This window comes from Nostoc sp., assembly GCF_036917275.1.
Taxonomy (GTDB): Bacteria; Cyanobacteriota; Cyanobacteriia; order Cyanobacteriales; family Nostocaceae; genus Nostoc.
Map to the genome: position 1 here is coordinate 55,636 of NZ_JBALDF010000076.1, position 19,801 is coordinate 75,436.

At 40.5% G+C, this 19,801-nt stretch carries 18 protein-coding genes and 1 pseudogene; 6 read left to right on the plus strand and 13 right to left on the minus strand.

Annotation, left to right across the window (positions count from 1 at the left end; translation table 11 throughout):
* Positions 1-34: 34 nt before the first annotated feature.
* Positions 35-547, minus strand: a complete 513-nt coding sequence (locus tag V7K35_RS29475; RefSeq protein ID WP_335084017.1) for a phosphate-starvation-inducible PsiE family protein — start codon at positions 545-547, stop codon at positions 35-37.
* Between the two features lie 134 nt (positions 548-681).
* The gene (locus V7K35_RS29480) at positions 682-2,412 is read right to left on the minus strand and encodes a diflavin flavoprotein (RefSeq protein WP_335084019.1); all 1,731 of its coding nucleotides are present in this window, start codon (positions 2,410-2,412) and stop codon (positions 682-684) included.
* Positions 2,413-2,630: 218 nt separating this feature from the next.
* Here V7K35_RS29480 and V7K35_RS29485 point away from each other — a divergent pair, with 218 nt between their 5' ends.
* Positions 2,631-3,587, plus strand: a complete 957-nt coding sequence (locus V7K35_RS29485) for a 1-aminocyclopropane-1-carboxylate deaminase/D-cysteine desulfhydrase (protein WP_335084021.1) — start codon at positions 2,631-2,633, stop codon at positions 3,585-3,587.
* A 108-nt stretch (positions 3,588-3,695) separates the two neighbouring features.
* Positions 3,696-5,477, plus strand: a complete 1,782-nt coding sequence (locus V7K35_RS29490) for a GmrSD restriction endonuclease domain-containing protein (protein ID WP_335084023.1) — start codon at positions 3,696-3,698, stop codon at positions 5,475-5,477.
* A 120-nt stretch (positions 5,478-5,597) separates the two neighbouring features.
* Here the strand turns inward: V7K35_RS29490 and V7K35_RS29495 are convergent, their stop codons facing one another.
* Both V7K35_RS29495 and V7K35_RS29500 read right to left on the minus strand, forming a co-directional pair.
* Complete coding sequence (locus V7K35_RS29495) at positions 5,598-6,257, minus strand: class I SAM-dependent methyltransferase (protein ID WP_335084025.1); 660 nt, start codon at positions 6,255-6,257, stop codon at positions 5,598-5,600.
* Between the two features lie 446 nt (positions 6,258-6,703).
* Positions 6,704-6,964, minus strand: coding sequence for a hypothetical protein (locus V7K35_RS29500; protein ID WP_273764067.1), 261 nt, complete (start codon positions 6,962-6,964; stop codon positions 6,704-6,706).
* A 630-nt stretch (positions 6,965-7,594) separates the two neighbouring features.
* Here V7K35_RS29500 and V7K35_RS29505 point away from each other — a divergent pair.
* Positions 7,595-9,709 (plus strand): tetratricopeptide repeat protein, encoded by a 2,115-nt coding sequence (locus V7K35_RS29505; RefSeq protein ID WP_335084027.1) that lies wholly within the window; start codon positions 7,595-7,597, stop codon positions 9,707-9,709.
* Positions 9,710-9,726: 17 nt separating this feature from the next.
* On the opposite strand, the gene V7K35_RS29510 is transcribed toward V7K35_RS29505, so the two are convergent.
* From V7K35_RS29510 to V7K35_RS29525, 4 genes are all read right to left on the minus strand, one after another.
* A complete protein-coding gene (locus V7K35_RS29510) occupies positions 9,727-10,488 on the minus strand; it encodes a hypothetical protein (RefSeq protein WP_335084029.1) in 762 nt (253 codons plus the stop codon).
* 117 nt (positions 10,489-10,605) lie between these two features.
* Positions 10,606-12,150, minus strand: coding sequence for a DUF1565 domain-containing protein (locus V7K35_RS29515; protein ID WP_335084031.1), 1,545 nt, complete (start codon positions 12,148-12,150; stop codon positions 10,606-10,608).
* Positions 12,151-12,620: 470 nt separating this feature from the next.
* Positions 12,621-12,842, minus strand: a complete 222-nt coding sequence (locus V7K35_RS29520; RefSeq protein ID WP_335084034.1) for a hypothetical protein — start codon at positions 12,840-12,842, stop codon at positions 12,621-12,623.
* A 229-nt stretch (positions 12,843-13,071) separates the two neighbouring features.
* Complete coding sequence (locus V7K35_RS29525; RefSeq protein ID WP_335084036.1) at positions 13,072-13,602, minus strand: pentapeptide repeat-containing protein; 531 nt, start codon at positions 13,600-13,602, stop codon at positions 13,072-13,074.
* 285 nt (positions 13,603-13,887) lie between these two features.
* Here V7K35_RS29525 and V7K35_RS29530 point away from each other — a divergent pair, with 285 nt between their 5' ends.
* Positions 13,888-14,778: a hypothetical protein gene (locus V7K35_RS29530; protein WP_335084038.1), complete on the plus strand. Its 891-nt coding sequence runs from the start codon at positions 13,888-13,890 to the stop codon at positions 14,776-14,778.
* 277 nt (positions 14,779-15,055) lie between these two features.
* On the opposite strand, the gene V7K35_RS29535 is transcribed toward V7K35_RS29530, so the two are convergent.
* Positions 15,056-16,450, minus strand: coding sequence for a TldD/PmbA family protein (locus V7K35_RS29535; protein WP_335084040.1), 1,395 nt, complete (start codon positions 16,448-16,450; stop codon positions 15,056-15,058).
* Positions 16,451-16,969: 519 nt separating this feature from the next.
* Here V7K35_RS29535 and V7K35_RS29540 point away from each other — a divergent pair.
* Together V7K35_RS29540 and rpsU are read left to right on the plus strand one after the other, a co-directional pair.
* Positions 16,970-17,287 (plus strand): RNA recognition motif domain-containing protein, encoded by a 318-nt coding sequence (locus tag V7K35_RS29540; protein WP_273764054.1) that lies wholly within the window; start codon positions 16,970-16,972, stop codon positions 17,285-17,287.
* Between the two features lie 120 nt (positions 17,288-17,407).
* On the plus strand, positions 17,408-17,599 hold the full coding sequence (gene rpsU, locus V7K35_RS29545; RefSeq protein ID WP_094333031.1) for a 30S ribosomal protein S21: 192 nt from the start codon (positions 17,408-17,410) through the stop codon (positions 17,597-17,599).
* 508 nt (positions 17,600-18,107) lie between these two features.
* Here rpsU and V7K35_RS29550 read toward each other — a convergent pair.
* The 4 genes and pseudogenes from V7K35_RS29550 to V7K35_RS29555 all read right to left on the minus strand — a co-directional run bounded on the left by V7K35_RS29550 (position 18,108) and on the right by V7K35_RS29555 (position 19,361).
* Positions 18,108-18,272, minus strand: coding sequence for a CopG family transcriptional regulator (locus V7K35_RS29550; protein WP_273764049.1), 165 nt, complete (start codon positions 18,270-18,272; stop codon positions 18,108-18,110).
* Between the two features lie 284 nt (positions 18,273-18,556).
* A pseudogene (locus tag V7K35_RS29875) lies at positions 18,557-18,823 on the minus strand (winged helix-turn-helix domain-containing protein).
* A 55-nt stretch (positions 18,824-18,878) separates the two neighbouring features.
* Complete coding sequence (locus V7K35_RS29880) at positions 18,879-18,986, minus strand: DUF4910 domain-containing protein (protein WP_442939779.1); 108 nt, start codon at positions 18,984-18,986, stop codon at positions 18,879-18,881.
* A gap of 237 nt (positions 18,987-19,223) precedes the next feature.
* The gene (locus V7K35_RS29555; RefSeq protein WP_335084042.1) at positions 19,224-19,361 is read right to left on the minus strand and encodes a hypothetical protein; all 138 of its coding nucleotides are present in this window, start codon (positions 19,359-19,361) and stop codon (positions 19,224-19,226) included.
* Positions 19,362-19,801 lie beyond the last annotated feature (440 nt).

Below are 19,801 nucleotides of genomic sequence, written 5' to 3' on the forward strand. Positions count from 1 at the left end.
CTCTGTCTGCCTTTCCTATTCCCCCTGCTTGTTCTTAATGACTATTAGTTTGTGTTAATTCAGATTTTGCTAGATTTCTATAGCGTTTAGATGCTTCTTGTTCCGGATCGATCCCTTCAAAGGTCGGGGGTAGCCAAACTCGCAGGAACAGTAGTATTCCCAGCACTAATAAAAAGGCACAAGTTGCTAAAACTTGACTCCAATTTGTTTCTAAAACCCCTTTAACAATAACTTCTCGCAAAGCAGAAACAATGGAAACTTCAACAGCTACCCCAATAGATACTCGATGTTCCTGTAGGTAAATAATTAGCAGTCGGAATAACTCAACTAAGATAAGTAAAAAGAGAATATCGGCAGTAACAGCATGAAAATCTAGAGGCGGAAGTAAGGAGAGAAACATATCTTTCACCTGAAGCACCATGAAGCAAAATAAACCGATACACAAAGAAATTACAATTACATCTTGGATAAATTCCAAGGTTCGCACAACGCGCCCCCGATTGATTTCGTACATGGTAGTCGGGGCATTTTCAACAGATTTATACATAGTTTTTGGGGAGACGCGATTCATCGCGTTTGTACAAGAGTGGGTAGAGACGCGATGAATCGCATCTTTAAGAAACAGCAAAAATCTGAGAAATAAGGGAAGCAAAGGGACAAGGAGAATGACCAATGCCCTATTTAGTAATGATTGCCAATTTTGCGGTGATGGGCGGCGGTAAGTCCATTTAGCTTGGCAACTCTTCCAGTTTGGATTGTGCTATAAATTACCCAATGATCTCCACAGTCCATGCGGCTAGTGATTTCACATTCCATATAAGCTAAGGCTTCAGCTAAAACGGGCGATTCATTGTTTGCTGGATATGTTTTGACTCCAGCAAAGCGGTCTGCACCAGGAGCAAAACGCTTCAGGAAATGTTTCATTAATCCTTGATATTTACCTTCTTCTAAAACGTTTAAAACAAAGTGATCGCCAACATGCATCAAAGATTCAATTGCCCGATCTTTGGATACTGCGATCGCTACTCCTAAAGGTTCAAGACTCGCTTGTGTCACCCAAGAGGCCAACATAGCACTTTGAATTTCTCCTTTTTTGGCGGTGATAATGTATAATCCTGTACTAATACGCCCTAAAGCTTTTTCTAGCTCGGTATTGATAGATTTGATCTGTTTAATGGTGCGATCGCGATTTAACCATTGACCCATATCTGTTCCCGCTTCATCACAAAGCTGTTCCATTGTTTGGCTAGGAATTTCCTTAACTAATATAGGTGGAAAAGCTTCCGTTAATCCTAGTTCTTGAAACTTATTACGTAAAGGGTAAACGGGTTCATCTTCTCCTCCTCCCGACTCTAATAAACCAATTGTTTGTTTCTTGTGAACAGCAGCTAAAATAATACTTAAAGAAGCTTGAACCATCACCGAAGATTGGGGTGGCATTGCAATTACTAAACCAGAAGATTGGGCAACTAATTCTCGAACTTCTTGAGGCTCAGAACTATTGAGAGTAAATAATTCTACTGCCACGCCTGTTTTCGTACATCCATGAGCTATACTACGGACTAACTGCTCGCTATGCCCATAATCTTCAACATAAAAGAGAGCCACTAAAGTTTCTGTTTTTGCTTGTTCTAAACTCCAGTTTTGATACCGTCCAAGCCACTCCGAGATATTATTTTTTAATAAAGGGCCATGTCCTGTGGCAACTGTTCCGATTTCTAACTTTTCAATCCGCTTTAAAGCTGCCAAAACAGAGCGGGCATTGGGGCCCATGAGACAATCATAGTAATATTTAAAATCCTCCTCTATTGAGATAAAATTTTCATCATAGGTGTGGTCATCACAGTAGTGCATCCCAAACACATCACAGGTGTAGAGAGTGGAAGTTTTGTGGTCATAAGTGAAGATTGTGTCAGGCCAGTGTAAGTTAGGTGCAGAAACAAATTCTAATTGGTGTCCGTTGCCTAAATCTAATAGCTGTCCACTTTTCACCTGCATTGATTTAAAAGGCTGGTGAACCATATTTTCTAAAAATTGAATAGCTACCTTAGCACCGACAATAGTAATGGAGGGAGCTAATTGCAAAATATTTTTCACTAAGCCACTGTGATCGGGTTCTGTATGGCTAATAATCAAGTAATCTATTTTAGTCGGATCAATTAATCCCACCAGTATCTCAAGATATAGCTGCTCAAACTTGCGGTGAGATGTGTCAATTAAAGCAACTTTTTCTCCTTGAATTAAGAAAGAATTATAGGTCGTCCCATTTCGTAAACCAAACTCGATATCAAAACGTTCTCTATCCCAGTCGAGACAACGGATAGCAGTCGTTTGAGGAGCAATTTCAACAGTTTGAATCGTCAAACGTCCTGGGTTGGCAGTAACTTGAGTGGGCTGGATGATTGCAACCATTTGTTTTCTCCAAAAAATATTATGTGGAGCAAGTGTTATGTTTCTTATACTTACCTGAAATACTCAATTAGTAAAATGCCAATTTCTAAAGCTAATCATCAGAAATATTTATTCTTCATTTTGATTGACTTACCATTGAATTACTCAATGTTTATCATTACTTTTCTGTTCAATAATGAACGTGAGAGAATGTAAATTTTAAGTTAGAATGTTGACACATGTCGTTAATCTTTTTTCCTCCTCCTCTACAACAAATCAACAGCGAAATTGTTCGCCACGCTGATGTTGATCTGTATGTACTGCGCCTCGATCTGATGCACCGATGGGTTAACGGCAACAAGTGGTTTAAGCTAAAGTACAACCTTTTAGAGGCCAAGCAGAAAAATTTTACGAGGTTACTCACCTTTGGCGGCGCTTATTCCAATCACATCTATGCAACTGCGGCTGCTGGTAATCTTTTCGGTTTTCGCACTATTGGTGTAATTCGTGGAGAAGAGAGGCTACCATTGAATCCGACACTGAGTTTTGCTGTACAGCAGGGTATGCAGCTTGTGTATCTCAACCGCGAGATGTATCGACAACGCAACACAGCAGCGCTACAGGAATATCTGCAACAACGTTTCGGTGAGGTGTTTATCATTCCCGAAGGTGGGAGTAATTTAAATGGTGTGCGCGGCTGCACGGAGATAATTGGTGATCCGATGCCTACGGCTGGCTACGCCTACGCATTTGATCATATATGCGTAGCTTGTGGTACAGCTACCACACTGGCTGGTATTGCGCTTTCGTTGCATCAAGGACAAAGAGCGATCGCTTTTCCAGTATTGAAAAACGGGGCATTTCTAGCACAAGAAATCGAAAGTCTGCTAACAAGTTATCTCGCCTCTGGTTTACCCGCAGCATATAGTCCGGCATCTTGGGAATTGATGTGTGATTACCACTTTGGCGGCTATGCTAAGGTAAACGATGAACTACTACTCTTCAGCCAACAGTTTAACGAGGAACATGGCGTACCTCTTGATTACGTATATACCGCTAAAATGTTTTACGGAGTGATGGATTTACTACAGCAGGGATTTTTTGGTAAAGGCGATCGCTTGCTGCTGATACACACAGGAGGCTTACAGGGCAACGTTGGTATGGAGGAAAGGTTGCAGAGGTTGTCTAAAATCTGAGTTGCCACTTAATTAAATATCAGTTAATTTAGTATGGAATTTTACTAAATTTAGTTAAATTCACACGCCAATCTTGATATTTACTCAAAGTTAGGTAAGGTTAATTTAATGTCTACATACACTGATCGCATTCAGCCAACTAATTCTGCTATTTCTACCTATTTGGATAATCTCTTAGCTAGAAAGTATCAAATTCCCACTTTTCAGCGAGATATTGTCTGGGAGAAAGAGAATGTTAAAAAACTCTGGGATAGTATTTATAAATTTTACCCTTTAGGAAGTATTTTAATTTGGAAAACCAGTACTAAACTAGAAAGTCATAGAGAAATAGGAGGTATTGAGCTTGCTGATAATTTTTCTTCTAACGAATACCAATATATTTTAGATGGACAACAAAGGACAACTGCCCTTCTAACCTCAATATATGGAGATAAAATTGTTTGCAAAAATAAGTTTAACCCGACACTATATGTAGATTTGACTATTGAATTTACTGATGCAACCGATGATGCAAGCTATATCAAAAGATTTTTATTTTGGGATGAAATAGATGATAAAAATGGACAAAATAAAGGAAATAAAAGTAAAAATGAACGTTATGAGGAAAAACTGATTGTCAAATTAGAAGATATTAAAAATGATTATGGCAATGTTGAAAGAAATCTTTATAAAGGTGGCTATGGGAATTTTGATCATCCCTACAGACAACAGCTTGCGAAGTGTAAAGAAGTTTTGGATAATTATCGAATGTCCTTCATTGAATTACGAGGTATTGAAGTTGCAGAAGTCTGCCAAATATTTGAGCGGATTAATCAAGCTGGTAAACCATTATATATCTTTGATATTGTGGTGGCTAAGACTTTTCGTATTGAGGACAAAAAGAATAATATTCCTGGATTTTACCTTCGTGAATTGATTAATAATTTTAGAAAGTCTATTGCTAGCAGTCAATATGCGAATGTTGATGATTGGACATTGCTCCAAATGCTAGCTGTAGTAGTAAAACTTTCATTTCCCAATGCAGGGATACAAAATATTACTGATAAGTATCTTAATGAGCTAAAAACAGAGCATATTGAAGCTGTATGGTCTAATTTTAAAATAGCAGTTGTGAAAACTTTTGATTTTTTTGATAATATTTTGCATATTAAAGGTACAAGATTAATTCCTTACCGATATTTATATTTGACTATCACAGCATATTTTTATCGTAATGATAAACCAGATTATAGTTTTTTAAATAAATATTTTTGGTATTATAGTTTTCATAATGCAGACTTACTAACAAATACTACTCACCTCTGGCAACATATAGACTTTGTTAATCAACAAAAGGCTAATAGTACTTACTCATTCAATCAATTTGATATTGATAAGAATTCAATAAGAAAATCTTTTTACAGTTATAGAGGTCGCTTATCCAGAGCAATACTATCACTTTATGCAAACCACAAGCCGCAGGATTGGGCAAAACCGCATAGAGATGTTTTGTCTGATGTTTATTATCTGCTAACAGATAAGCCTAACTTGCACCATATATTTCCAGTTAACTTTATTAAACAGAGTGGCATTGCTAGTCACATAGAATCTGATAGCTTGATGAATATTGCCTATCTGTCTCAAATAACTAATTTGAAAATTAGCGATAAAAATCCATTAGATTATCTCAAAGAATATGACGATCCTGATTTAGAGACAGTGCTATGCTCTCATCTTATACCTACGATTATTCTTGAATGGTCAAGAACCGATGCACTTCCTGAACACGCCCTAACCATTTTTATTGAAGAAAGGGTAAACCTCTTATTAGAGGCTCTGAGGCTAAAGTTAGACGGAATTGAATTTAATGTTTTTGATATGGGCAATCGTACAGATAATATCTATTCCTAAATAAGCAATTGTCGAAAACAGAGGTATTATTGGGTGAAAATATGAATGAATTTTCCTCATCCACTGGCTCCACTGCATGAAATATTCATACTTTTATTCAGCAAGACTCAAAAAGTTATTTCACTTTGTCGCTACGCCGATAATATGAGGACTAATAATCGGCAATTGTGCGTCAAATCGCTCATAACTTATATTAGTGAAACCAGCATTTTCCAACGCTATCCAAGTTTCTCTATCTGGATGACAACCATCACCTATAACTTCCCAAATCGGACTAATTGCGCTTTGTAATTTTCGCAATAAAGTCCCTTGAGGGGCGGCGACGTGTTCAATAAATAAGAACCGTCCACCTGGTTTGAGTACTCTTAAAATTGCCTGTAATGTATAATCTATATTCGGCACTGAACACAAAACTAAGGTACTGACAACAGTATCTATGCTGTTATCTTCGGCATCTAACCATTCAGCATTACCAATTCTGAGGTCAATGGTTAAGCCAAGTTTTTCAGCTTGTTTTTGGAGATAGGAATGCATATGTGGATTTGGCTCAATTCCTATCCACTGGATATCTTTAGGATAGTAAGGTAAGTTAGGGCCAGTTACTGGCCCAATTTCTAACACCTTCCCTTGAAGATTAGCAAAAAGAGAACGTTTGCGATCGCCTACAATTTTATCATACGTGCCGCTACTTTGAGCCATCATCCAGGCAAAGAAACGTTTACCAAAGTCGGTACAAATATGATTTGGTGAATTTTCAATAATTTGGTTTACAGTCATCATCCACTTCCTAATTTTTGAGGCTATAAATTGGTGTACCAAGCAACCATTTATAGCCTTAAGCTACTATATTTTATGTTTCTTATACCTCACCCATTTGATTCACCTGATTGGGTAATTTTTATTAACGCACACATTTGCCGAATTACCGCAAGCTCCCACAGAAAGGACAAAAGTGCAGAGACAGAAGTAAAATTTGCTATTTCTATAGCAGTTTTAAATGATTCATGAAATTCTCTGTTCCTTTTCTTCTCAACTTTTGAAGAGGCTACGCCCTGAAGGTTCGCGTAGCGTCTTGTAGAGAAGCTATACCGCAGGCTTTACGAGACATTAGGTATTTATGAGCAATACAAAGATAACAAAGAGCGTTCCCAATTGGGGAACGCTCTATTTTGGTAAATTCTGTTAAGATAATATGAATTTAAATTGAAAATTGCTGGTTGATAAAATCAGGCATGGAGATTTGCTTGTTCCTGCAACCAAGGATCTACAGGTTGTCCATCTTTGCGGCGTAATTCAATTTCCACTACCATCACTTCTTTTGAACCAGGAGGCGCAGGTTTTTTATGGAAAATAATGTCATAATCTTCTGGATTGTGTTTGCGTTCTTTCAACCATTCCTGTACCTTGGTTGTGGCAAAAAATGATTGCCCTTGCTCAAACATTCGGGTAATCTGCAATTGCAGTGTGTAAGGATTTATGCGACTCATTTTCTACTGCCTTTGTTAAGTTAATTTTAGGACAAGTAATCTGCTTACCCTAGATAATCTAATGTTAGTGCGAAGTACCCACGCCTGACACTTAGCGTATAGGTGGGGCTTCCAACTTAACCCACTCTGCCATCCAATACGCTTGGGTTAAAGCCAGATAAAATATATTGCGTAGGTTGGGGAGCCACAGTGCCCAAACGGGTTTCCCGACTTGTACCCCTACAGGGATCTTGGTAGCAAGAGCGTCTCCTGTCTTGAGAAGGGCCGTAGGGAGAAGCAAGTGGTGTTTGAGAAACGAAACCCAACCTAGACGGGCATTTGTTGGGTTTGACTACCCTGCCTTAAGCCGCCTCCTTTGTCTACGTTCAACCCAACCCACAATTATCCTTAACTGAACTGTATTGCTCTGCCATCTGTAGGAACAAAGTCTAAACTAGTTCGGTAAGTAGGTAGGTATTGACTGCACTCCACCAGTTAAATTTCGCGTACAGTGGCAGATGGGAGGGCAGATTAGTTAAGGATGGTTTAGCATTTCCCACTGCCTCTACAACATTTCACTACTTAATTCTGTTATAGATTGGAGAGAGGCACGCCGCTTCAAAACCTGACCAACAGACTGAGATGGTTGTTATGAAGAGCAAAAATCAAGCTGTTTTCGCTTTAATTGTAAAAAGTACTATTGTCTTTTTACCCTTACTGTTATCCGTTGGAATTGCCAGTGGACAAGCTGCACCATCACTTTCCCCAGCATTAACTCCTACTCCAGTGTTATCAAATCAGGAACAGGAAGAATTAGTGCGACTACGAGCAGAAAAGCGAATTCAACAGCAAGTGCAATCTGATTTTAAGAGCGCTTTTAGCCGTACAACTATCTTACTCGATATCTGGCTAGTTATATTAAGTCTATTTCCAGTCGCAATCATTGTTTTATTTTGGCTCCTGCGACGGGTGGTAATCCGGGAAATTGTTGATAGAGCAATGCAACAACTACAGGGAATGGAAAAGTTACAAAATCAGCTAACCACCGTTAAGCAAGATGCTGAAAATATTATTCAAGAAGCTAAAAAAATAAATTATGAATTAGAACAGGAAACAGTTAGTTTACAACAAAAAATTAAAAACGAGCAAGAAAATTTATCTACCCTGACATCGGAATTAGATTTAGCTAAAGCTCAGGTATTAAGTAGATTAGAAACGGAACTCAAAAAATCTCAAGAAAATATAGTAAATTTAGAGTCAAATTTTGCTTCTGGGCTATCTAAATTAGAGTTTGATGCTCAACAACAAAGAGATATAGCACTGGAAAATTTAGTAAAATTAGCATCTTTCATGACGGAGGAAATCTCTAATTTTAAATTAGGGGTGCAACACCAACAAGAACTAGCCGTTGCTGATTTAGAAATATCAAGGTCTGATTTTACATCTCAACTTTCTGGATGGCAGTCTGATGCTCAAAAGCAAAAAGATATAGCTTTTGAAAGCTTCACAAAATTGCAGTCAGAATTTGCTTCTCAATTATCCGAATTACAAGTAGATGCTCAAACCAAAAAAGAGATTACATTTGATAATTTAGGAAAATTAGATAATCAATTTAAATCTCACTTATCTGAATTACAGGCAGATGCTCAAGAGCAAAAAAATAAAATTATTGAGAGTTTAGTAATATTACAATCAGAGTCTGCTGCTCAACTATCTGAATTACAAGTAGATGCTCAAAAGCGGAAAGAGTTAATTATTGAGAATTTAGAAAAATCGGGATCGGAATTTACTTCGCAATTTTCAGAATTACAATTGAATGCTCAAAAACAAAAGATTCTCATTTTAGAGAAGATAGAAAGATTAGAAACTGAGTTTGTCTCTCAACTTTCTGAGTTACAATTAGATGCCCAACAAAGAAAGGATCTAATTCTTAAAGAACTGGTTGAGATGACATCTGCATCCATCCCAGAAGCAGTGAATTCTGAAGTTAAAGTTGAGACTGCATCTATTCCAGAGGCAGTGAATTGTCAAGTTGAGGAAGAAATACAGGAACAGCCACAAGAAGCAGAATTCACTGTTGATGAGTATGTAAAACAGGGAGATGCGCTGTTTTCTGAAAGGCGCTATCAAGATGCGATCGCAGCTTACAACCAAGCGGTTAAAATCCAACCTGATGAACCTGTGGCTTGGTTAAAACGAGGTCTAACTCTCGGAAGATTAAAACGCTACCAAGATGCGATCGCATCTTATGACCAAGCTATTAAACTCCAAACAGATTATCATCAAGCTTGGTGCGATCGCGGCGTTGCTTTTGGTAACTTACAACAGCATCAGCAAGCCTTTGCCTCATTTGACAAAGCTACACAAATCAAACCTGACGATGCAGTTGCTTGGTTAAATCGCGGTCTTTCCTTAGTAGCATTGGAACAATACGAAGAGGCAATGGTATCCTTTAATAAAGCGCTGCAATTTCAACCCAATTCTCCCAAAATCTGGGATAAACATGGTTATACTTTGGTGAGATTGGGACGCGATGATGAAGCGATCGCTAGTTTTGACAAAGCCTTAGAAATTAAGTCAGATTATGCCAGTGCCTATTATAACAAAGCAGCCTGTTACGCACTGCAAAGACAAGTTGAACGATCTCTGCTAACTCTACAACAAGCAATTGAACTTAATCCCAGGTATAAAGAAGACGCAGCAATTGACCTAGATTTTGATGATATTGCTGATGATCAGCGCTTTATGCAGTTGGTTGCAGAGTAAAAACTTAAAAACATTAATTACTCCCCACTCCCCCCAATTGGCGGATTTTGTTCGCCAGACATCGCTTTGAGTTTAGACGTGAAAGACTCAGAGCGATCGCTTTTTTCTGGGGTAAATTGCCCGATTGGAGCATGAATAGCAGCAGGTGGTAGCAGTTTTGCCCGTTTATGATGCAATGTTGATGGAGAGGATGGTGGATTTTCTTGTGAAGTTTGCCTTTGGCTGACAGTAGATGATAGCTGAAGCGTTGCCGAAGAGGCAAATTTCCCAGAAAGGGGAGACTTTAGGACGGTTCTACTGTCTCTATCTTCCTGCTTCCCCTCTTCTTCACTCAAAGATGCCTTTTTTTCGTAACTTTTCAGTTGTAGAGTTGCAGTATTGCTGTGTTGATAACCGTTGCCAATCTTAGCAGGTGGTAATTGAGGACTCGTGACTTTCTCTACAGTAGGGTTTTTCTTGGCTGGTGGTAGGGCAGGAGTAGGCGATAAGGTTAATTTTTGGGGAAATTTGCTACAAATCATCCGTTCAAATTCCATGTTGAAATGATATGTAGCCTGATCCCGGCGCTGCCAAAATACTAAAATTTGCTGCACGGAAACCGCTTTATAACGACCTTGATATAGTGCCTCAATCACTGCCAGGTGTAGCCAATTAAGGGGATATTGCGTTTGCCAACGCTCAACTAGCTCATTGGCACTATACCCACTGAGATCGAAACTATAGTTAATTAATAAAGCGATCGCCAAGTTGGCAGAGGTGTCTGGAAGTGTTGTTAACATGGGGCTATTAGCTTTAGGCAATAGGTCTAAGATTTGTCACCCATCGCATATTAGCCTAACGTGCTTTTAACTACATGATTTTTTTTCACGAGTTACTAAGCCGATAGGCAGTGTTTCCTATTCTACTTGTGAACTTCTAGAATGCAACCCTACATAGATAGATTTAATTGCAGGTGTTCGCCCAATGGCAACTAATGCCTGATAAACCATTGCTGCAACTTCGGCGCGTGTTGCCGAACGTGAAGGTGCAAGTACTTTCGGATCTGGATAGTTGACAACTATTCCCCGTTGTGTAGCAGTGGCAACGGCTGTCCGGGCATAGTCGGGAATGGTATGACGATCGCTGTAAACTTCTAAAGCATGGCTATCAGCAGAAGGTAGTCCCAGTCCGTTTACTAGGGAGACAATCACCTGTAGGCGCTGGACATTTTGATCAGGGCGGAAAGTGCGATCGCTAAATCCGCCAACAAAGCCACCGCTAGCCGCGATTTGGATTGCGCTATAAGCCCAAAAATCCTCGGGTACGTCCATAAAATCAGGTGCTGGGATTTTAGGAAATGGGTTAAAGGCGATCGCTACTAAAGCCGCGTACTGGGCGCGAGTCATGGGTTTATCTGTCTGGTAGCTACCATCAGCGAAACTATGAGTTAAATCCATGCTCACTAATGCCTGGATAAATGGTTCTGCCCAATGTTCATCCAGTTGAACAGGCGCGGGGAGTTTTTCAGATGGGGATTCAGTCGGAGCCTCAGAAAAACTGGTGCTAACTGCTACTCGTTCGGCTGGAAGCAATTCGACTAAGCCCTTGACTAGAGCAGGATTCAACTGATTACCTACCGAAACCAGCTTTTGTGTAGTGGCATTGTATAAATCGAATTCACTATGATCACGAAAAATATTATCAGCAGGATCTTCGGTATTACCTAAGTCAGGAATTGCATTGCCATTGACTAATAGACCACCTTGGGTATTTTTAACAATGAGATTTTGACGCAGCACAGGGCGGGCGTTGCGAGAAAGTGCGATCGCTGTGCGATTTTCTGATAATTTGTTATTTGCGATCGCCGGAGCGGCAAAGTCACTAATTGCTATGCCTAAAGGGTTTCTTTGAAATACATTCCGCAGTACTTCTCCCTGGCTATGACCTGCCATCACTAACCCACTAGCAGTATTTTGCACAAATATGTTATCTAAAATTGTGGGTTTGGCAGTACCAGTGGTAAACACACCTTCCCGCCCGCAGTCGCTCAAAGTATTGTTAGCTAAAGTAGGTGCAGCCGATTCAATCCAGATACCAGTACCTTTGGCTGAGGGATTGGTGACAGTTACACCTAAAAGACTGGCATTATCTAGCAAGAGAAACGTGATATTTTGGATACCAAAGCTGGGACTTTGATACTCGCCACTCCCAGAAATTACAATCTCTGCACCTTTGTTCGCTTCGTTACCTACCACTGTCGCCCCTCCAGGGATGATTAGTGGGAACACCTCACCACTAGCAGCGCTGTAAGTCCCCGACTCCAGATGAATTATCATGGAGATTTTGGTTACTTTTAAGGCCCGGGTGAGGCTTTTAAATGGACTCAATCGTGAACCAGTATTGGTATCATTTCCTGTCATAGGGTTGACATAGAGTGTGACAGCGAGGATAAAGTTCTCCATTTATAGTTGAGAGTCGGTTGTTTTAATTATGACAATCGTAAATAACACTACTTGTAGCAAACTTTTTCAAAGTAGTATCCTTGTGTGTAGAAAATATATCCACGCTACTTGTTCTTGCAAGCGGATAATGTGTACACACAAGTTATAGACTCTCATGCAACATTCCGAGTTCTGATCGGGGCGTTCCGAGTTCTGATCTCGGCGTTCGGTGTTCCAAGCTCAAAGTTTCGAGTTCTGATCTTGGCGTTCGATGTTCCAAGCTCAAAATTTCGAGTTCTGATCTCGGCGTTCAGTGTTCCAAGCTCAAAGTTCCGAGTTCTGATCTTGGCGTTTGGTGTTCCAAGCTCAAAGTTCTGAGTTCTGATCTCGGCGTTTGGTGTTCCAAGCTCAAAGTTCTGAGTTCTGATCTCGGCGTTTGGTGTTCCAAGCTCAAAGTTCCGAGTTCTGATCTCGGCTTCCGGGTTCCAAGCTCAAAGTTTCGAGTTCTGAGAGCGATCGCCTGATTCATATTTTGAGTCAGCAACACCTTTTTTCGACTTGTGTGTACACCGTAGTCTGTAAGGAGGAGCCACTGCACTGCCTTGGGGAGTCAGCGCTGTCTGTCCTTCTCTCAAAGAGAGGGCTAGCGCCAAGGAGGTTTCCACGCCACTTGCTTTATGCCGGGGAACCCGTCCACCGCAGTGGCTCCCCATGAGCGACTGGCTCTGCCGACGAGCCTTGCATGTGGCGTCAGAGGCTTTGAGGCTTACTCCCCAAGGCTAATAGTGAAGGTGCTTTTTTTGTTAAGTCTCTATTGGACTCAATTACAAATTGCTCTAAATTTTCAGTGAAAATAGTTTACTTGTTGATGTTGACTGATTTAACTAATTCGCCTGATATCCCACCGCTATAATCGGTGCTGCGATTTAGCGGCGGAAGATGTCACACATTTTCATCTAGGATGGTTCCTTCTATATTGGCTCCCTCCAAATTTGCTCCGCTCAAATTTGTCTGGTTCAAATCTGCTTGGGTGAGATTTGCCTGCGACAAGTCGGCCACACCTAAATCTGCACCACTCAAATCGGCTCCATCTAGATTCGCCGCTATCAAGCTTGCTTCCTGTAAATCCGCGTCACTCAAGTTAGTTTCAATCAGTTTAGCAACCGTCAAATCAGCCTGACTCAAATTAGCTCCTTCCATTGCTGCTCCATCCAAGATAGCTCCATCTAAAATGGCTCCACTTAGGTTGCTACCAGTGAGGTTAGCATTGCTCAAATCTGCTCCATTTAAGTCTGCCTCAATCAAACTTGCTTGGGCTAAATTAGCGTGACTCAGATTAGCTCCATCTAAAATTGCTCTATCCAAAACTATGCCACTGAGATCGGCTTCCCTTAAGTTTGCCTCGCTCAAGTTGACACCAGTAAAGTCTCTGACACCTGCTTGATAGTTTTTCAGGAGTTGATCTGCTTTCATATCTGTCGCTGTGCTAAGGAACTTTTTAATTGAGGCTATCCAGTTTACCCAGACAGGCAGTAAATCCCTAGTACGCGCCACGGGGATTAGTGTGTGTGAATCAAACCAAAGTCAATATTGCAATCACTTTTCTCTAAATTAGCTATCCTCAACTACTAGCGCTACTACCTAAAGTTATGAGTTACTCTCATCCTTGGGACGGATGTTGAGGAATTTAAAAATTTAAGCATTAATTAGTGCAAAGCGATCGCTATACTCAATTGTGATGTTCATCTGGCAAAGGTTATGGCAAAACCAATTCGTATTCTTTTGCAGACTACGATTCCTACAACTGAAGATGACTGGAGCATTTTTCGTTTCTCAATGTTACAAGATTACTTAGCATCGATTCAAGACGAAGCAGGAAACTCCTTATTTGAAGTTACAGGACGGGATTACGAATCAGATGCAGTAGGTGGTGATCCAGTTTTAAGCAGTCTCGACAAATCAGATTTTGATGAACTTTGGCTATTTGGCTTAGAGGTGGATAAGGGTTTAACCGAAAAAGACATTGCCGGAATTAATGCTTTTCGGCAACGCGGCGGCGGTATTCTAGCAACACGCGATCATCAGGATATGGGCTGTTCGATGTGTGGTTTAGTTGACATTGGTGATGTTCACTATTTCAACACAAAAAATCCCGATCCCGACAAATCTCGCAGGAGCCGAGATGACTCATACACAAATTATATTTCTTGGCCTAACTATCATTCGGGAGCTAACGGCGATTATCAAAAAATTACCATTGTTGAACCCATTCACGAACTTTTAAAAAATCCCAATTCACTTACGGGAAGTATTAATTTTTTCCCAACACATCCCCATGAAGGTGGAATTGGCGTGTCTTTGGGCAATGCAAACGCGCGGGTAATTGCTCTGGGTAAAAGTTTAGTTACAGATCGTAACTTCAATTTGGTTGTAGCGATCGAGCATCATCAAGATGAACAGGGAAATAGATTAGGACGAGCAGTAGCTAACTCCAGTTTCCATCATTTAGTAAATTACAACTGGGATATCAACCAAGGCTGTCCCACTTTTGTAGATGAACCACCAGGAGATGGCATAAAAAAAGAGCCACGCGCCTTAGAAGATATCAAAACTTATGCGCGTAACGTCGCTTTCTGGCTAGCAAATTGATTTGAATTGAGGCATTTCTCCGTGAGACTAGTACCACAACGCGGAAGTCAAAAATCAAAAGTCAAAAGTCAAAAGTATTATGAAATAAGCTCTTTAGGGCTTTTCAATGGTCTGCTTATTTCCGCCGTGCTGTACTAGTATAGTACGGCAAAATCTAGCCACCATCTCAATTAACAAGATTTGGGGCAAAATCCCCTTGTTAAAGGTAGGCAAACTGACGCCGTACTGTACTAGAAACTTGAGTTAACCCTGAGTACCGACTATAGCGGCGAGTAGTTCAGGTTTCCCCACCAACCACTACATCTCGAATTCGGAGACTAGGGCCACCACAACCCACTGACAAGCCGTTTTGCCCTCCTTTACCACAACCACCGGATTCATCCCAGTAAAAATCATCACCAATTGCCTCAATATCCGCTAAAGTTTGGAATACATTTCCCGAAAGCGTTACATCCTTCACAGGTTCAGCAATTTTACCGTTCCTAATCATCCACGCTTCCCCGGCACTAAAGGTGAACATTTCACCATTCGTCATCCCACCCAACCAATTACGGGCATATACTCCTTCTTTGATATCGGTGAATAAGTCTTTGACTGGTGTTTTACCCCGTTCAATCCAGGTATTTGTCATCCGCACAATGGGCGTAAAGTGATAGTTGAGACAGCGGGCGTTACCCGTAGGCGCTTCCTCCAATTTGCCAGCGGTTTCACGAGAATGTAAACGTCCAACTAAAACTCCATCTTTAATTAGTTGAGTAGTAGTAGCAGGCGTGCCTTCATCGTCGTAAAAATAGCTACCGCGATGTCCCTGTGGGGCAGCACCATCAAAAATTTGGAGTTCTTCTGGCCCAAACCGCCGTCCAATGGTCATGACTTCTAACAAATCAGGGTTTTCGTAAGCCATATCAGCCTCAGAAAGATGTCCGAAGGCTTCGTGGACAAACAAGCCGGTAAGAATTGGATCAATAACGACGGTGTAGGTATTGCCTTTCACCGATGGCAGAGATAAAGCTGCGATCGCTCTTTGGGCAGCACTTTTAACCTGTTCATCCAAATCAGTTAAATCTTCATAAGCTTTGCGAGAACCAGTAGTTTCCCGTCCAGTTTGTACGGTTTCGCCATTTCTGGCGGTGGCGGCAAAGCGCATTTCCATATCCACCCAAGATTGCTCGATTAAAGTCCCTTCCGAAGTAGCAATGATCACTTTTTGGGCACTGTCTCCATAGCGCACCGAGGTAGTGGTAATCCGGTGATCAACGCTTTTGAGCAATTGGGCATAGCGATCGCACAATTGTTTTTTCTTTGAAAGTGGAATTTTTCGGGGATCGGTGCCTTTTAGGGGTATAATGCATACTGCTTGCACCGGGTCAATGGGTGCAAGTAAAGTTTCTTCATCACCAACCATCCGCGCAGCAGCGATTGCTTCTTCTATCCGATCCTGAATTGTTGCCAGCTCGTTAAAGCAGCTCAACCCCCATCCACCTTTATAACAAGCGCGAATATGTCCACCAATTGAGATGCCTTCACTGAGGGTTTCTACCTTGTCGCCACGCAACAAGATATCAGTCCCTTCTGCTTCTTCAAGGCGAATCATCAGATAATCTACACGCTTTGAGTACCGAGGGATGAGGTCAGAAAGCACATTTCGTGCGTCAGCAAGTGTAGTCGGCATTTCCAGGTAGTAACAATGACGAACTGCATTTATTTTGCAATTATTTGGGGAATTTCTGCTACTCAATGTCGGAGTTGCCCATGAATCCATGACTTAGAGGATGTTTGAGAAGTGTTTGGCTGTGATTTTAGGCTCTTATTGATCCTCCCTAATCCACGCCAGTCGCTCCACTTGGGGGGACCCCTCTGAGCGCTGGCTTCCCTTAAAAAGTAGGGCTGTTGATTTTCCTAAAAGGGTCTTAATTACAAGCGTATAAATCTAGAAAATAAGGTGATTAAATTTGCTAGTAATTAGAGGATTTTTAAAACATCCTTTGAGAAGGCATCGGGCGATCGCTGACTCTTAGTACTTCCTTTTTTACGGTGGGTAAGAACTGAATGATGTGCTAAGGTAATTAGGTGAGAATAAAATTCGGTTACAGTGTTTGTTTTTAGTATTGACAGGCTTTTCCCTTTTGGTCTTAACAAGCTTGTCTCCGAAATCTAAATCTCTACACACCTATGATTTTGGAGATAACGCATGTCAATTTATGTAGGTAATCTATCCTACGAGGTCACACAAGAAGACCTCACTTCTGTTTTTGCCGAACATGGTTCTGTAAAACGGGTTCAGTTACCTACTGACCGTGAAACTGGACGCCCTCGCGGCTTTGCTTTCGTAGAGATGGGTACAGAAGCTGAAGAAACAGCTGCCATTGAAGCTCTTGATGGTGCTGAGTGGATGGGACGCGACCTCAAAGTGAATAAGGCTAAACCCAAGGAAGATAGAGGTGGTTCCTTTGGTGGTGACCGTCGCGGCAGCGGCGGCGGTGGAGGATACTCTCGAGGACGTTACTAAGATTTAAGATAAAAAATTCAGTTTTAACGTTTTAAGGGCAGAATCATTATCTGCCCTTTTTGCGCTTCGGTCTACTGGATGTCTTAAAATTGCCCAGTACCAATTAAGTAGGAGATGAAAATGACCCAAGTATTTGTGGGCGAAAATGAAGGAATTGAGTCAGCCTTACGTCGATTTAAGAGGGAAGTTTCTAAAGCAGGTATTTTTCCAGACATGAGAAAGCATCGTCACTTTGAAACGCCATTGGAAAAACACAAGCGTAAAGAAGTCGCAAGGCACAAGCAACGTAAGAGGAATTTCCGTCGCAATTGAGAACAAGCGATACATACAGTAAGTTACGCTAACGCACTCTCTGATTAGATTCTTAACTCTCGAAGAGGCAATCGCTCTACTCCTGTATGTAAATTTAAAGGGCAGGTTTTGGCAAAGCCATATATGAATGATTTGAAAAATCACATCTGTCGTAGGGGCATAGCATTGCTGTGCCCCCAAAGCGCAGGTCTATTTACTATCAAAGAATGATTAATAAAAGCCTGAAATCGACCTATGCATGGTAAATGCATACCATAATTAATTTGTACAGTGCGTTAGTCCTAGATGAGAACAGAACGGGCTTGGGGATTCGCTTGTAGGTGAACTATTAGCTCAAAACCATCCATATTGACATAGCTAAATGAGCAGAATCACATTTAGGTTGTGTTCAGTTGCTACCTATAGCGCGTGTTTGCAAGAAAATAACAGCTTAACTATGAAATACTATATTTTACTCACAAATTGAGATGTGCTTGTCATAGTTTCATTTTTTGTTTAGTATGATTTCCTAAGTTTGGGGGACTTTTTCCTCTTGAGTAGAAAGAGAACGGATTAACTCCCGAATCACATCGGTTGCTGGTCTGCCCGTCATTGAACAGTATTGTTCAAGCTTCTGTGCCTCGCTTGATGTGAGATTGATTGTAAGTCGTTTAGCAGCCCATTTTTTATTCATAATAGTAGACAGACAAGCTATATTTTTAAACTACTTTTCTAATATCAATCTTTTAAGCTGCTACTACAATGGTATAATCAATGACATTTTGTTTAAGTAATCATGAAGCAGGATATTATGTTTTTCTAAGCAATAGTGAACAGGTAGGGTATATTCTCAAGAATGAAGTTTAGCTACTTTTAGAGCAGTAATTATAAATATAATGTAAAAGTAATATTAAAGTAAGTAAATACAAAATAAGTATTTTTAACTACTGTTGTCGGATTTTAAAGAATTAAGATGATTTAGTAAGGCAAGTCAGTAAGCCATTTATCAATATATGTATCAACAGCATATTTAATAACATCAAATGACATTCCCGACCTTTTTGCAATATCTAGCAGAGTATGATGACCATCAGATAAATTCAAAACCCACAACATTGCTATTTAATTTAGTACGCTATGTTTGTGCTCACCATCAGCCCGATATATTCCTCTTTTTCCTAACTGTGGCTCACATTTGGGATTTAGGTTGTAGTAGATTTCGTTATTGTTGAGGATATGTAATATCGAACTATATTACCAGAAGGACTCAGCAAGATATTGGGATTGAACAAAATTTAAATTATCTGGTGAATTCGAGAAAATTACCATGAGGCGATCGCATCAAGCAACCTACAGCTAGATTAAATCTAGGTGAACAGTATTGTCGATCATTAATGTTGTGATGCATCTTCGCGTGTTAACCTAACTGAATAACTTTGCTACCGCTTTAGGGCTACGATCTATTTTTAGAGCCTCTTCCAATGCTTGCCAAGCTCCAGACAGATTCCCTGCCTATAGCTTTCGATTGGTTGTAGCAACCAGAATAATGCTAATTAATACATCGTATCCCTTCAAAGATTCGGGATAAGCAATCATTCTGCTGACCAAGACCAACCTAAAGGATTAAGAGGAGGTTTCTGGCGAATTATATGTCCTCTAAAAATTTTAACAACTTGCCTTGGGTCATGTTACGCCCGTAGTACAAACTGCTCACCAAGATTTTGATTCCTGGACTAAATTCCCCTTCATAACCACAGGGTAATTCTGCTAAATAAGTTTTCATTTCTGACGCTGAGTAATATTTCTGTTTCCGAAATAATACGTTGTCGGTTGTGAGTCTGATGTCTTAAACGATTACTTCTTCTCTTCGAGACGTTTTGCGAACTAACCCTTAAATTGTGCATCTTATGACCGTAATTCTCGGGGATACTCCAGTATTTCTTCCCTATCTATTTTGATGCTTTGATTATTGCTACTCTTGATGTGTTTTTTTGGAGTTTGTCGTTGACGTTTTTGTACCTTGCTGACTTTTTTATTCTTCTCTGCTATCCCGGATTATCGAGGGGATACTAATCATCTTTACAATCTTCTTTTAAAATAAGTTTTTCTGTTGTTTTAACAGTACCTTTCAGCAAAAACAAAAGCCTACCCGAAGATAATCGGGAGGCTTTGGTTAGATTATTGTCCCTGGCATCGAGCTATTTTTGCGTAGGGCTACCCCTA

Excerpts from the sequence above, each read along its gene's own strand:
- V7K35_RS29540 (WP_273764054.1), top strand. The coding sequence starts at position 16,970 with ATGTCAATTTATGTAGGTAATCTATCCTACGAGGTCACACAAGAAGAC.
- V7K35_RS29530 (WP_335084038.1), top strand. The coding sequence starts at position 13,888 with ATGGCAAAACCAATTCGTATTCTTTTGCAGACTACGATTCCTACAACT.
- V7K35_RS29550 (WP_273764049.1), bottom strand. The coding sequence starts at position 18,272 with ATGAATAAAAAATGGGCTGCTAAACGACTTACAATCAATCTCACATCA.
- V7K35_RS29505 (WP_335084027.1), top strand. The coding sequence starts at position 7,595 with ATGAAGAGCAAAAATCAAGCTGTTTTCGCTTTAATTGTAAAAAGTACT.
- V7K35_RS29510 (WP_335084029.1), bottom strand. The coding sequence starts at position 10,488 with ATGTTAACAACACTTCCAGACACCTCTGCCAACTTGGCGATCGCTTTA.
- V7K35_RS29515 (WP_335084031.1), bottom strand. The coding sequence starts at position 12,150 with ATGGAGAACTTTATCCTCGCTGTCACACTCTATGTCAACCCTATGACA.
- V7K35_RS29520 (WP_335084034.1), bottom strand. The coding sequence starts at position 12,842 with ATGGGGAGCCACTGCGGTGGACGGGTTCCCCGGCATAAAGCAAGTGGC.
- V7K35_RS29495 (WP_335084025.1), bottom strand. The coding sequence starts at position 6,257 with ATGATGACTGTAAACCAAATTATTGAAAATTCACCAAATCATATTTGT.
- V7K35_RS29475 (WP_335084017.1), bottom strand. The coding sequence starts at position 547 with ATGTATAAATCTGTTGAAAATGCCCCGACTACCATGTACGAAATCAAT.
- V7K35_RS29880 (WP_442939779.1), bottom strand. The coding sequence starts at position 18,986 with ATGCATCACAACATTAATGATCGACAATACTGTTCACCTAGATTTAAT.
- V7K35_RS29555 (WP_335084042.1), bottom strand. The coding sequence starts at position 19,361 with ATGAAAACTTATTTAGCAGAATTACCCTGTGGTTATGAAGGGGAATTT.
- rpsU (WP_094333031.1), top strand. The coding sequence starts at position 17,408 with ATGACCCAAGTATTTGTGGGCGAAAATGAAGGAATTGAGTCAGCCTTA.
- V7K35_RS29485 (WP_335084021.1), top strand. The coding sequence starts at position 2,631 with ATGTCGTTAATCTTTTTTCCTCCTCCTCTACAACAAATCAACAGCGAA.
- V7K35_RS29525 (WP_335084036.1), bottom strand. The coding sequence starts at position 13,602 with ATGAAAGCAGATCAACTCCTGAAAAACTATCAAGCAGGTGTCAGAGAC.
- V7K35_RS29480 (WP_335084019.1), bottom strand. The coding sequence starts at position 2,412 with ATGGTTGCAATCATCCAGCCCACTCAAGTTACTGCCAACCCAGGACGT.
- V7K35_RS29500 (WP_273764067.1), bottom strand. The coding sequence starts at position 6,964 with ATGAGTCGCATAAATCCTTACACACTGCAATTGCAGATTACCCGAATG.
- V7K35_RS29490 (WP_335084023.1), top strand. The coding sequence starts at position 3,696 with ATGTCTACATACACTGATCGCATTCAGCCAACTAATTCTGCTATTTCT.
- V7K35_RS29535 (WP_335084040.1), bottom strand. The coding sequence starts at position 16,450 with ATGCCGACTACACTTGCTGACGCACGAAATGTGCTTTCTGACCTCATC.